Annotated in this window: 14 protein-coding genes; 3 read left to right on the top strand and 11 right to left on the bottom strand. The window is 65.4% G+C overall.

Features of this window, described 5'->3' with window-relative positions:
- Positions 1–147: 147 nt before the first annotated feature.
- From AC2FNA_RS22460 to AC2FNA_RS22470, 3 genes are all read right to left on the bottom strand, one after another.
- Complete coding sequence (locus tag AC2FNA_RS22460) at positions 148–714, bottom strand: hemerythrin domain-containing protein (protein ID WP_496830422.1); 567 nt, start codon at positions 712–714, stop codon at positions 148–150.
- A 73-nt stretch (positions 715–787) separates the two neighbouring features.
- On the bottom strand, positions 788–970 hold the full coding sequence (locus tag AC2FNA_RS22465) for a hypothetical protein (protein ID WP_496830424.1): 183 nt from the start codon (positions 968–970) through the stop codon (positions 788–790).
- An 85-nt stretch (positions 971–1,055) separates the two neighbouring features.
- Complete coding sequence (locus tag AC2FNA_RS22470; protein ID WP_234144923.1) at positions 1,056–1,919, bottom strand: helix-turn-helix domain-containing protein; 864 nt, start codon at positions 1,917–1,919, stop codon at positions 1,056–1,058.
- A gap of 104 nt (positions 1,920–2,023) precedes the next feature.
- On the opposite strand from AC2FNA_RS22470, the gene AC2FNA_RS22475 reads away from it, so the two are divergent.
- The 3 genes from AC2FNA_RS22475 to AC2FNA_RS22485 are packed head-to-tail and all read left to right on the top strand — an operon-like array spanning position 2,024 to position 4,045.
- Positions 2,024–2,227 (top strand): DUF2061 domain-containing protein, encoded by a 204-nt coding sequence (locus tag AC2FNA_RS22475; RefSeq protein WP_234137913.1) that lies wholly within the window; start codon positions 2,024–2,026, stop codon positions 2,225–2,227.
- On the top strand, positions 2,220–3,122 hold the full coding sequence (locus AC2FNA_RS22480; RefSeq protein ID WP_496830427.1) for a fatty acid desaturase: 903 nt from the start codon (positions 2,220–2,222) through the stop codon (positions 3,120–3,122). Before AC2FNA_RS22475 ends, AC2FNA_RS22480 begins: the two co-directional genes overlap by 8 nt.
- Positions 3,123–3,142: 20 nt before the next feature.
- On the top strand, positions 3,143–4,045 hold the full coding sequence (locus tag AC2FNA_RS22485; protein WP_496830428.1) for an EamA family transporter: 903 nt from the start codon (positions 3,143–3,145) through the stop codon (positions 4,043–4,045).
- Positions 4,046–4,272: 227 nt separating this feature from the next.
- On the opposite strand, the gene AC2FNA_RS22490 is transcribed toward AC2FNA_RS22485, so the two are convergent.
- The 8 genes from AC2FNA_RS22490 to AC2FNA_RS22525 all read right to left on the bottom strand — a co-directional run.
- On the bottom strand, positions 4,273–5,652 hold the full coding sequence (locus AC2FNA_RS22490; protein WP_496830430.1) for a DEAD/DEAH box helicase: 1,380 nt from the start codon (positions 5,650–5,652) through the stop codon (positions 4,273–4,275).
- 190 nt (positions 5,653–5,842) lie between these two features.
- Positions 5,843–6,775, bottom strand: coding sequence for a glycosyltransferase family 2 protein (locus AC2FNA_RS22495; RefSeq protein WP_496830432.1), 933 nt, complete (start codon positions 6,773–6,775; stop codon positions 5,843–5,845).
- Positions 6,776–6,832: 57 nt separating this feature from the next.
- Positions 6,833–7,555: an SDR family NAD(P)-dependent oxidoreductase gene (locus tag AC2FNA_RS22500; protein WP_496830434.1), complete on the bottom strand. Its 723-nt coding sequence runs from the start codon at positions 7,553–7,555 to the stop codon at positions 6,833–6,835.
- Positions 7,552–8,328, bottom strand: a complete 777-nt coding sequence (locus AC2FNA_RS22505; RefSeq protein WP_496830435.1) for a cyclase family protein — start codon at positions 8,326–8,328, stop codon at positions 7,552–7,554. Before AC2FNA_RS22505 ends, AC2FNA_RS22500 begins: the two co-directional genes overlap by 4 nt.
- Entirely contained in the window at positions 8,325–9,581 is a 1,257-nt protein-coding gene (locus AC2FNA_RS22510; RefSeq protein WP_496830437.1) for an SDR family oxidoreductase, read from the bottom strand. The genes AC2FNA_RS22505 and AC2FNA_RS22510 overlap by 4 nt, the downstream gene beginning before the upstream one ends.
- Positions 9,578–10,753 (bottom strand): thiolase family protein, encoded by a 1,176-nt coding sequence (locus tag AC2FNA_RS22515; protein ID WP_496830439.1) that lies wholly within the window; start codon positions 10,751–10,753, stop codon positions 9,578–9,580. The genes AC2FNA_RS22510 and AC2FNA_RS22515 overlap by 4 nt, the downstream gene beginning before the upstream one ends.
- Positions 10,753–12,366, bottom strand: coding sequence for an AMP-binding protein (locus tag AC2FNA_RS22520; protein ID WP_496830441.1), 1,614 nt, complete (start codon positions 12,364–12,366; stop codon positions 10,753–10,755). Before AC2FNA_RS22520 ends, AC2FNA_RS22515 begins: the two co-directional genes overlap by 1 nt.
- Positions 12,363–12,736, bottom strand: a 374-nt coding sequence (locus AC2FNA_RS22525; protein WP_496830442.1) for an aromatic-ring-hydroxylating dioxygenase subunit beta, incomplete at its 5' end; no start/stop codon positions are given. The genes AC2FNA_RS22520 and AC2FNA_RS22525, both read right to left, overlap by 4 nt.

Consider the following 12,736-nt stretch of genomic DNA (forward strand, 5'->3'; position numbering starts at 1 on the left):
GGGGCGCACCCGCGCAACCGCGCGGGGACAAGGTTTGGTACAAACCTTGTAGACACGATTTCTTTGAAATCGTGCGACCGTCGCGCCTTGCGGAGAGGCCATCGGGTACAAGGACCACATGTTGGTCCCAAACCGCAGTTCCCATGGCTATCCCAGAGTGTCGGCGCCGTGTTTCAGGATGATCGGCACGATCAGGTCCTCTTCATCCTCCAAATGGCGGCCGATCATCCGCTCCAGATCACCCAAGCCTGTCAGCAGCGCCCCGGCGCTGGTGCGGGCGTCAGGGCCATTGGCCGCCTGGATCGCCCCGTTGGCCTGTTCGACAAACCGGCTCAGCAGGCCGTCCAGCGCATGGTGGTCCGCATCCAGCAGGTCGAACCCCGCCTCGATGCGGCGGTCCTTGGTCCTGAGCAGGGGAAAGTAGTGCTGATCCTCGATCTGGTGATGCCCGTGCAACTGGTTCACGAACATGCCGCCATAACGCGCGATGCCCTGCGCGAACCGCGCAGCGTCCCGCTCGGCATCCAGGAACACCCGTGTCTCGGCATGCATATGCGCCATGAGCTGGCGGAACATCATATGGCGCTCCAGCCAGAAACTGACCAGACCGTGAAAGTTGGGATCGGCCTTCCAGCTTTCGCGCGGATGCGCTTCAATCAGCACCCGCAGCGCCTCGGGAAGGCCTGTCCTGTTATCGAAATGAAAACTGCTCATGCAGGTCGATATAGACCATCTGCCGAAAGTCGATAGCCTTTCGACGGATTCGCGACCGAGAAATAATCTGGCTCTAGCTCTGGTTGGCGCCGCGCATCTGGCGGATCGCACGGCGTACCGCCTGCCAGCTCTGCGCCTCGTCCTGATTGCCCAGGGCCTTGCAGTGCTGCTCTCTCTGAGCTGCTTCGGCCTCGGCCTTGTCGCCATGCGCGGCATAGAGCGCACGGGCATATTCTGCGGTCTGGATGGTGTCCATTCGGGGCTCCTCCATAAGCGGTTACGATTGCCTCGGACGGTCAGTATAGCACAAAACCCGGACCTGGGCAGGACACGCCTGCGGTTCAGCCGGGAATCGCCGCCCTGAGCCGGCGCAGATGGGCTGGCAGGTCGCGCGCGGTCAGATCCGCCTCGCGCACCAGCGTGTCGAACTGGCGTGTAAAGACCTCGATACGGTCGCGATCGCGAAAGGCCATGTAATGGCTGCCCGCGTAGAACACGCAAAGCAGAGGGCCGAATATCGTCATCGGCGCCGAGTAAAGCCGCTTGGCATCGTAGAGATAGATGCGCAGCCGGGGATAAAGCTGTTCGCAAAGCGCCAGCAAATGGTCGATCTGCTCTCGCCGCACCGCCGGGTCGAGGCCTCGGTAATAGCCCGCGCCTTGGGCAAAGCTCTCCAGCTCGAACAGGGGCATTGCGATCTCGTAATCCGATTGCGCGCTGCGCATCCAGGCCAGCCGATCCTCGGACGCGCCGATGGCCTGATCTGCCGTGCGGCCCAGATGCGGCGCGTATTCCCATTCCAGCACCGCACGCGTCTTGAGCATGTCGGGCAGGGCGGCGGGCACATAACGGATCTTGTAGCCTGCCGCCTCGCGGTGCCATTCATAGATGCGCTCGTCAACCAGCGCGCGCGGCGCCTCGGTCATGGTCAGCGAACTGGCCAGCAGTTCGGCCGCGCTTTCCGGTCGGTCCGACAGGCCCAGCAGCCAATCCGTAGATACCCCAAGCGCCGAGGCACAGGCGCCCACCACATGCCCATTGGGCAGCCGCGCGCCGCTATCGGTCAGCAGTTGAGAAATCGTGGACCGGTCCACCCCCACATCGCGAGCCAATGCGCTTTGCGTGATCTGGCGGAGTTCCATCGCGCGGATCAGGCGCTGGCGGAACTGGGCGGCGCGATCTCGTTTGTCCATTCTATCCAACATGTGTTGATAAATATCACATTCGATGAGTTTTGTTAATCATATTCAGAATTCTCACGCTGCGCGCCGCCGGATAACAAATTCGTGAACGTGACAATGGAGGACATATGGACACGCGGCAGAGATCGGTGGTCAAGGCAGTGGTCTGGAACCTGCTGGGGCTGGTCACCATGACGCTGGTGGGGCTGGTGGCGACCGGTTCGGTGGCGTTGGGCGGTACACTGGCACTGGTGAACACGGCACTGGGTTTCACCCTCTACCTGGTCTACGAGCGCGTCTGGGCCGGCATCCGCTGGGGCCGCCATGTCTGAGCCGCGCCTGCCCGAACGCGCCGAATGGGGCACTTTTGCGCTGATCCTCGCCTGTTATGGCGCCTGGCTGCTGGTGATCTTCGGCCTGGCAGGTCTGTCGCTCTGGCTCGCCATCCCCGCGATGGGGCTGGTCGCGGCGCTGCATTCCTCACTGACGCATGAGGCGTTGCATGGCCACCCGTTCCGCTATCGCTGGATGAACGAGGCGCTGATGGCGCTGCCGCTGACGCTGTGCATCCCCTATAACCGGTTCCGCGACCTGCACCTGGCCCATCACATGGACGCCAACCTGACCGACCCCTATGACGACCCCGAGAGCAACTATCTCGACCCCGCCACCTGGTCGCGCCTGCCGGGCTGGCAGCGGCGCCTCTATGCGCTCAACAACACGCTGGCGGGGCGCATGGTGCTGGGGCCGCTGATCGGCACCGCCAGTTTCCTGCGCGACGAGGCGCGCGGCGCGCTGCGCGGCGACCGCGCCATCCTCTTGGCCTGGGCGCTGCATCTGCCCGGCATGGCGGTGGTGCTCTGGGTTGTGACCCTGTCACCGATGCCGGTCTGGGCCTTTGCGCTTTCGGCCTATATCGGGCTGGGCCTGCTCAAGATCCGCACCTTTCTGGAACATCGTGCACATGAGAAATCGCGCGCGCGCACCGTGGTGATCGAGGATCGGGGACTGTTGGCGTTCCTGTTTCTCAACAACAACTTCCACGTGGTCCATCACATGAATCCGGGCGCCCCCTGGTATGCGCTGCCCGCGCTCTACCGGGAGGGCAAGGAACGGTATCTCAACTGCAACGAGGGCTACAGCTATCGTTCCTATGGCGAGGTGTTCCGCCGCTATTTCTGGCGCGCCAAGGATCCGGTGCCGCATCCGCTCTGGCCAAAGCCCTGATTTGAGGTCACAAGAGGCGCATGAGCCTCTGGATCCCCGTCACCCTCGCCGCCGCGCTGTTTCAGACCGTGCGGTTCATGCTGCAAAAATCGCTGGCGACGGTGAAACTGTCGGCCTCCGGCGCCACCTTTGCCCGCTTCCTTTATTCCGCGCCGCTGGCGCTGGCGGGGCTGCTGATTGCCACTACCGCAGGCGGTTTTGACCTGCCGGTGCTGGGGGCGCGGTTCTGGCTTTTCGTCGCCATAGGCGGCACCGCCCAGATCCTCGCCACCATCTGCGTGGTGGCACTGTTCAAGCAACGCAACTTTGCCGTCGGCATCACCTTCAAGAAGACCGAGGTGATCCAGACCGCGATCGTCGGCTTTGTCATCCTGGGCGAGGGCGTGTCCATCGGCGCGCTTGGCGCGATCCTGTTGGGGCTGGCGGCGGTGCTGCTGTTGTCGAAGACCCCCGGCGGCAGCGGTGCCTGGTGGCGGCATCTGACCAACCGTGCCTCGCAACTGGGGCTGGGCTCGGGTGTACTCTTTGCCTTTTCGGCGGTCAGCTACCGGGCCGCCTCGCTGGAACTGGGCGATCTCACGCCCTGGTTCCGGGCATTGGTGACACTGGCGGCGGTGGTGTCGTTCCAACTGGTGTCGATGGCGCTCTGGCTCTGGTGGCGCGACCGGGCGCAGCTGGCGGCGGTCTGGGCCACGCGGAACACCGGCGCCTTTGTCGGGCTCACCAGCCTGGGCGGGTCGTTCTGCTGGTTTCTCGCCTTCACGCTTCAGAACGCGGCCTATGTCAAGGCGCTGGGGCAGGTGGAGCTGATCTTCAGCCTGATGGCCTCGACCCTGTTTTTCCGGGAAAAGATCACTGGGCGCGAGATAGCGGGTATCGGCCTGTTGGGCCTGTCGATCCTGGTATTGGTGCTGGCGATCTGACCCAAGCGCGGGGCGCTCCCGCCCCCGGCCTGGTGCTCTCTGCGAGAGCCCCGTCCGGCGTTGGGCCGGGCCGCGCGTGCCGCGCGGCGCTATTTTTTGCGAGGCGCTGCCTCGCGCTCCGGAGTATTTCTGACCAGAAAGAAGCCTGATCTGTCTCAGCCTCTTCATTTCGCCAAAAATACTCCGGGGGAGTCCGCAGGACGGGGGCAGCGCCCCCTTGTGCCCGCTCAGCTGGCGCGCCGCTCCTCGAAACTGAGCGCGATGAAGCTGGGCAAATGGTCCCCCATGCCGACCACCTTGGCGCCGCGGTCTTCCTTGCGGTCGCGGCGGTCGTCGCCCTTTCGGCTGCGCGGCTCACGCTTGTCGGCTTCGGGCTTGTCGGTCTCGCTGCGTCTCGGTTTTTCGGCCTTCGTGGGTTTTTCCTCGCGCCGGGGTTTGGCTTCGGGCTTTTCCGCCGTTTTGGCCGGGTTCTCGAGACGCGGGATCTCCTTCTGGATCAGCTTCTCGATGGCATCGAGCGCCTTTTCGTCACGCGGGATGCAGAGCGTGATCGCCTTGCCGTCGCGACCCGCCCGGCCGGTGCGGCCGATCCGGTGCACGTAATCCTCGGGGTGGCCGGGGACGTCGAAGTTGAACACGTGGCTCACCGAGGGCACATCCAGCCCGCGTGCGGCCACGTCCGAGGCCACCAGCAGGCGCAGTTTGCCCTCTCGGAAGCCGTCCAGCGTCCGGGTGCGCTGGCTCTGATCCAGGTCGCCATGGATCGGCGCCGCATCATAGCCGTATTTTTGCAGCGATTTCGCGACGATATCCACATCCGTCTTGCGGTTGCAGAAGATGATCGCGTTGGTGCATTTCTCGCCCTCGGCGTCGATCAGCGCCCGCAGAACGGCGCGTTTTTCGCTCGCTTCGCGGTCTCGGCGCGAGCCCTTGAACAGCACCACACCCTGTTCGATGGTCTCCGACGCGGTGGCCTGGCGGGCCACTTCGATCCGTGCGGGCGCACTGAGGAACGTGTTGGTGATCCGCTCGATCTCGGGCGCCATGGTGGCCGAGAAGAACAGCGTCTGCCGGGTAAAGGGGGTCAGGCTGAAGATCCGTTCGATATCGGGGATGAATCCCATGTCGAGCATCCGGTCGGCCTCGTCCACCACCATGATCTGCACGCCGGTCAGCAAGAGCTTACCACGTTCGAAATGATCGAGCAGCCGGCCCGGGGTGGCGATCAGTACGTCGACGCCCCGGTCGATCAGCGCATCCTGCTCCTTGAAGCTGACACCACCGATCAAAAGCGCCTTGGTCAGTTTCAGATGCTTGGTGTAGGTGTCGAAGTTTTCGGCCACCTGCGCGGCCAGTTCCCGCGTCGGGCAGAGCACCAGGCTGCGCGGCATCCGCGCGCGGGCGCGGCCGCGGGCCAGCAGGGTGATCATCGGCAGGGTGAAACTGGCGGTCTTGCCGGTGCCGGTCTGGGCGATGCCCAGAACGTCGCGGCCTTCGAGCGCGGGCGGGATGGCGCCTGCCTGGATCGGAGTCGGCGTTTCATAGCCGGCCTCGTCGATGGCCTTGAGTACTTTGGGATTGAGATTCAGTTCAGAAAATTTTGTCATGGGTGTCCGATGTTTGCGGACACTATTCGGGCCCGCACGTCTGTCGTATCGCCGGGTCCGTGCGACCTGATTGCGCGTCTTTCGCGTAACGGCTGGGCGGGGCATATCAAAAAGCCCGGCCAGCGTCAAATGTTGCGCATGCAGCACCGGCTTCGAGCGTCTTTGTTTCTATTTCGGAAACAGGTTGCCGTCAAAGTGGAAACTGTTTGAGCCGCGCCGCATCAAGGTCGATCGGGCGGTGCTTGAGCATCCCCTCGGCCCGCAACCGCTCCCGGCCTTCGGGGGTGGTTGCGTTCAACTCGTCGAAGAAGGCGCGCAAACCGGCTTCACCTTCCTCTTCCTCGATACCGCTCAGCAGCTCGTGCATGCTCAGTCCGCCCGCCTCGCGCGGGACATTGGGGGCCAGGTCGGGGCGATACGAGCCTTTGGCGATGCGATAGCGATAGGCGGCGATCCAGTGATCCCAGTCGGCGCCGTGCCGGTGGCAGAGGTCGACCGTGTCCAACTCCACCTGGTGCGGGTTCATTTCCTTGTTGCGAAAGATGTTGTGGATGCGGAAATCGACCTTTTCCATGCCGGTGCGCGCAAACACCTTGCCAGCCACATGGCTCATGAAGCCACCTTTTACAAAGGCGCCAAAGGTCGGGTAGAGGCGGCGCACGATACCGTCTCGGGCCGGGCCGCCGGGGATGAACGCCTTGTAGAGCGCATCCTCGCCCGCCAGCGCCTCGATCGGGCGCATCCGGGCGCAGAGCGTGTCGGCGGGTAGGCCCGACAGGATCGTCGCAATCGGCGTTTCGGACCAGATGAATTCATCCACATCGACATGGGCCAGCCAGTCGACGTCGGCCCGGTTATAGGCGTGGCGGGCATTCATCGTCTGGCGGGCCTGATGTTTCACCGGGCGGGTCATTTTGCGCCGCTGCCAGTAGCTCTCGTCGCAGGCAAAGACCCGAATACGCGGATGTGCCTTCAGCCGCGCAAAGACCGCCGGGTCGGGATCGTCGAGATAAAGGAACAGCCGATGCGCGCCCAGTTCCAGGTGCCAGGAGGCAAAGCGCAGGATCTCGCGTTCGGGCGCCTTGACGGTGGCCACCACGGCCCAGGTCGGTAATGTGTTCATGGGGCTATTGGTGACCCGCAGGGTGGGCCTTGGCAAGGCGGGAAAGCGCGGGCAGCCTCAGATTTGCAGCGACCCGACACTGGCGCCGCCGCAGACATAGAGGGTCTGCCCGGTGACAAAGCTGTTTTCCGGATCGCAGAAGAACAGAAAGGCGCGGGTGACGTCGTCGACGCGGCCCAGGCGGCCCATGGGGATACGCTTGGCCAGCGCCTCTTGCTGAGGGCTGTCTTTTTCCACGATGCCCCAGAAATTGTCGGTCAGGATCGGGCCGGGCGCCACCACGTTGACGGTGATGCCATGGGGGGCAAGTTCCAGCGCCCAGGTGCGGGCCATGCCGATCATGCCGGCCTTGGTCGCGCCATAGGCGGTGCGGGTGGGCGCCCCCAGCGCCGCGCGTGAGCCGTTGAACATCACCCGCCCGAATTGCCGCGCCTTCATCGCGGGCAGAAACACCTTGAGCAGCGTCAGGGCGGACCCCAGATGCAGTTGCGCCAGCCCGGTGATGTCCGAGGCTTCGGCCTCTTCGATCAGGTTGGGCCAGATCAGGCCAGCGTTGTGGATCAGGTGCGAGACTTCGTGCTTGGTCGCGACTTCAGCGGCGGCATCGGCCACCGCCTGTGGGTCCAGGAGATCGGCCTCGACCGAGTGGAGGTGCGGGTGGGTGAACTCGGGCGCGTGGCGCGAGATCGAGACAACCGTGTAGTCGCGCGCCAAGAGCGCCTGCGCCAGATCCGCGCCGATGCCCTTGTTGCCCCCGGTGATGACGGCGGTATGGGTCATGTCTCCTCCACCAGCGCCAGTACCCTCAGCGGGCTGCCGGTGCCGTTCTTGATTTTGAGGGGGGCGGCGATCAGCACCGCGCCGGTGGGCGGCAGCTGGTCCAGGTCCGAGAGGCATTGCAGCCCATAGCGCCCCGCGCCGTGCAGGTAGTAATGCGCCGGATAGGGCGGGGTATAATGGCTGCCCTGACCGGCATCGGTGCCGACGGTTTCGACGCCGAACCCGCGAATGTCGCGCTGGTCGATCAGGAAGCGGATTGCCTCGGGGGTCGGCCCCGGCGAATGCGGCCCGTCCTCGCGCATGTTGAGGTATTCCGCGCCACGCCGTTTCGACCAGTCGGTACGCATCAGCACCCAGGCCCCGGCGGGGATGCGGCCGTGACTGGCTTCCCAGGCTTCGATCAGCGGCACGGTCAGTTCGAAATCCTCGTCCTGCGCGGCACCTTGCGAACAGTCGATCACGCAGACCGGGCCGATGAAATCGGCGGGCGCGATCTCGTCCACCGCCGCGCGGGGCAGGTCGCGGCCCGAGATCCAGTGCGCGGGCGCGTCGAAATGGGTGCCGGTGTGTTCGGACATGGAGATATTGTGCCACTTCCACGCCGGGCCGCGATGGTCATAGGCGCTGATCTCTTCCATGCGAAAGCGGGCGCATTGGCCGAATTCGGGCGGCAGGATGATGACCGGGAAATCGGGGTCGAGCGTATGGGTCAGGTCGACCACCCGGATCTCTCCGCTGGCGATGCGGGTGGCGAAATCGGTCAGGGTGCTCATGCGCCTTCTCCTCCCAGCGTCATTTCGCGTTCCAGCACCTTGGGGTCGCGGCGAAAGCGGTCGCGCAGGTCTTGAGCGATGTCGCCGCACCAGACGTCCTCCAGCCCGCGTTGCAGCCCGTCGACGACCGAGCGGGCCAAGGCGGATGCGGTGACGCGCGGCGGCGGCAGGGGCTGGTACCAGTCGTCCTCTTCGGTGGGGCCGAAGAACACGTTCATCACCCTGAGGCCCGAGGGCCGGAATTCGGCGCGCAGCGACTGGCTGAGCGAATAGGCCCCGGCCTGGCTGGCGGAATAGGCGCCGAAGGGGCGCGCATTGCTCAGCGCGCCGACGCTGAGCAGGTTGACCCAGGCGGCGGCGGCATTCACGCCGTCCGAGGCACGCGCACACATGCCGGGGCCGAATGCCTGCGCCAACCGCATCAGGCCAAGATAATTCACCTCCAGCTCATCGCGGGCAAAGCCGGTATCGCCCCGGTCCAGCACACCGCCGGGGCGCAGGAAGCGGGCGGTGTTGATCAGGATGTCGGTCTTGCCACCGATCTCGCCCGCCAGTTTCTGCACCGAAGCAGTGTCGGTCACGTCCATCGGCAGGATCTGGACACCCAAAGCCTCCAGTTCGGCGCGTTGCGGATAAGGCCGCCAGCTTTCCGGCTCTCCGGCGAAGATGATAGCGGCGCCTGCCTTTTGCAGGGCGCGCGCCAGCGCGGGCGCTTGTGCGCTGCGGGCATCGGTGATCAGCACGCGCCGGTGCTTTGGATCGGCAGAGAGGGCACGCATCAGCGGATCGTCCTCCATGTTCGGGGTGTCGGTTTCGGGCAAGGCGACCAGCACGCCCTGTCCCGACTGGTCGATCCGGGCGGTGACGCGTACGCGGGCGAGGCGCGCCACATCGCCATGGACATGGGCGAGCACGGTGGGGCCGTCATCGAGCTGCACGGTGCCCGCGCGCCATGGCATCCGCTCGCGAAAGTAAAGCCGGGGCGAGGTCTGCACCGTGGTTTCCGCGATCAGCGTGCCGCCCGGCGCCATGTCCTGCCATGGCAGGTCGGTGCTCAGGCAGGCCGAACAGGCATCGCGCGGCGGGTATTGCACCTTGCCGCAGTCGGCGCAGCGTTGCAGGGCGAACCGCCCCTCGGCGGCGGCGGCGGTCAGGTGGAGCGCGGCGCGCGAGCGTACCTCGGGCGGTCGAGTCGGTGAAACCGAGCGTTTCTGCGGGTCTTTCTTGGGCGGCGGGGACAGGGGATGGGTCATGCGCGCGCTCCGGTCGTGAGGACGGCGGCGCTGGAACAGAGACCACGGTCGAAGTTAATCATGCCAAAGCCCGACACCAGCGCCCGTTCCGCGCCCGGCACCTGCGTACCGCCCGCCTGTCCGGTGACTTGGCGGATTGCCTCGACCATGCCGATGAAGCCACCCGCCGCCCCGGCCTGACCGCCAGAAAGCTGGCCGCCCGAGGTGTTGTGGGGAAAATCGCCCGTCACGGTTAGATCCTTGTCGCGCAAAAAGGCCGGGCCTTCGCCCTTGGCGCAGAAGCCCAGATCCTCGATCTGCATCATCGAAATCACCGGATAGTCGTCATAGGTCTGCACCAGATCCATCTCCTGCGGGGCCATCCCGGCCTGATCCCAGAGCACATCCACATCCATCGTCCAGCCGCCGCGCAGCTGGATCGGGTCGTCGGCATGGGCATTGTGCCGCTCGATGGCCGCCGCCAGCCGCGCATAGGGCAGGTTCAGCGCCCGCGCCCGATCCTCTGACATGACCAGAAACGCCTCGGCCCCCGCGCAGGGCATCACGCAGTCAAACAGCGCAATCGGGTCGGCGATGGGGCGGGCATCGAGGTATTGCTCCATCGTCAGCGGTTTCTTCATCACCGCGTTCGGGTTTTTCAGCGCATTGGCGCGCTGGGCCACGCAGAGGCGCCCGAAATCCTCGCGCGTGGCACCGTATTCGGTCATGTAGCGGTCGGTGAGCAGGGCAAAGCTCGCATTCGGGCCGCCGTAGCCATAGGGATAGCTGGCATCCATCGCAAAGCGCGAGAAGCTCGACAAGAGCTGCCGGAAACTGTCGATGTGGTTGGTGTCGCCGGCCACGCAGGCAATGATCTCGGCATCCCCCGCCTGAATCGCGCGCGCGGCACGGCGCAGGGCCACGCCCGCCGAGGCGCCGCCCATCGGGATGTGATCAAGCCAGCGCGGGCAGAGGCCCAGATGCTGGGTCAGCCCCACGGCGGTATCGGGAAAGAGCGTGAAGGAGGCGACCTGGAACCCATCGAGATCAGCGGGTTTCAGACCCGCCGCCCGCAAGGACCCGCGCAGGGCGGTGGCGATCCAGTGATGGGCTGTGTCGATGGAATAGCGCTGATAAGGCGTCGAAAAGGGCGCCACCAACGCCACGCCCTCATAGCTGGCAGGTCGCGCCATCACGCCACCTGCCGTTTCTTGAGATGGGTGAGTGTCACCGTGGCCGGATCCGAGAGCAGCGCCTCGGCCATCTCCTTCAGCGCCTTGCGCTGGATCTTCTGGGTGGGGGTCATAGGCAGGGTGTCCACAAAGGCAATATATCCGGGCACCTTGTAATAGGCCATCTGGGTCAGCGCCCAGTCTGCAATCTGATGGGCGAGATCGGGCGAGGGGGCGTCGACGCAGAGGCAGGCAAACACCTCGTCCCCGCGTATCGGGTCGGGCACGGCGGCCACGCCCGCCGCGCGAATGGCAGGGTGGCGCATCAGCACGCTTTCCACCTCGACCGCGGCGATATTCTCGCCCGAGCGGCGGATCACGTTCTTCTTGCGGTCGACGAAGAAGAACCGGCCCTGCGCGTCGCGGCGCACGATATCGCCGGTGTGGAACCAGCCGCCTTCCCAGGCCTCTGCCGTTGCCTCGGGGTTCTTGTCGTAATGCGAAAAAAAGCCATAGCGCGGGTCAGGGCCGGCGTTGCGGACCAGGAGTTCGCCCGACTCGTCCGGTGCCGCGTCCTGTCCGGTATCGGTGACCACGCGGGCCGCGACCCAGCCCTCGGCCCGACCCAGACAGGATTGGCCGATCAACCGGTCATGCGTATGGGCGGCGATCACCGCGCCCGCGCCGGTTTCGGTCATCGCCCAGGCCTCGATCAGGGGAAAGCCGAACCGCGCCTCGAACCCGGCCTGCAATTTGGGATCGATCCCGGCGCCAAAGCCAAAGCGCACCTGATGGGCGCGATCCTCAGGTGTCTCGGGCAGGGACATCAGGATCGAGGGCATGACGCCCAGATAATGCAGGCAGGTGGCGCGCGCCTCGGCCACATCGGCCCACCAGCTCGACGGGTGGAAGCGGTCGAGCGCGATCAGGCAGCCGCCCACGGTGACCATCGCCATGAAGGAATAGGCCATGGCGTTCATGTGAAAGATCGGCAGGGGCGTGATCATCCGCTCGCCCGTTTCGGTCAGCGAGGCGACCCCGCCCAGATCGGCATACCAGCGCCCGGCCAGCAGGAAATAGGCATTGGGCAGCACGCAGCCCTTGGGGTTGCCGGTGGTGCCAGAGGTGTAGAGCAGCGCCGCCTCGCGCGCCTCGCCCTCACGCGGCTCGGTCACGGTAGCATTTGCGCGGGGCGGGGGCGGGGCGTCCCCGGCCCCGATGACCGGGGCTGTGACACCCGCCGCCATCGCCGCCGCGCGCAGTTCTTCGGCACGGGCGGGCAGGGCGACGATCAGCGCCGGTTGCGCATGGCCGATCAGGTATTCAAGTTCCGCCGCCCGCAGGTCGGGGTTGATCGGTACGATCGAGGCGCCGATGCGGTTGAGCGCGGCAAAGAGCTCGAAGAACACGGGCCGGTTTTCCAACAACGCCGCCACCCGCATCCCCGCGCCATAGCCCGCCTGTTCCAGCGCCTCGGCCCAGGCATTGACGCGGGCAAGGAAGGCGCCATAGCCGACCGGCCCCGCCGTGATCCCATAGGCCGCCGCCGTGCCGGGCAGCACGTCAAGCAGCGGGCGGTCCGGCCAGCGCGCCGCCGTGGCCGCGATGGCGGCATAAACTGTCTCGGCGCTCACGGCAGCAGCTGGATATTGCCAAAGGCGGCGTCGCAATTGAGCAGCTCCACCTTCTTGCCCGCGATGCGGAATGCACCGTCCACCAGTGCCAGGTCATGGGTCACGGTCAGCGCCAGAAGCTGCTGTTCGTCCAGCCGGGTTTCGACATAATGCATGTTGGTCACGGTCTGGAACCTGCCCGCCTCGGGGTCGAAGATATCGACAAAGGGCCGCTGGATCACGTGATTGCAGCGCGATTTGGGTTTCTGCGAGAAGGTCCGCTCGCCATTCAGCCGCTCGACCCTGAGGCGCAGCATGAAATTGTCCTCGTAAAGGAACGAGGTCGCATTGACCGGATCGGCCTGCTTGTAGTCGAGCGGCATCCAGTAGA

It is taken from the genome of Ruegeria sp. YKSD163 (genome assembly GCF_059612905.1).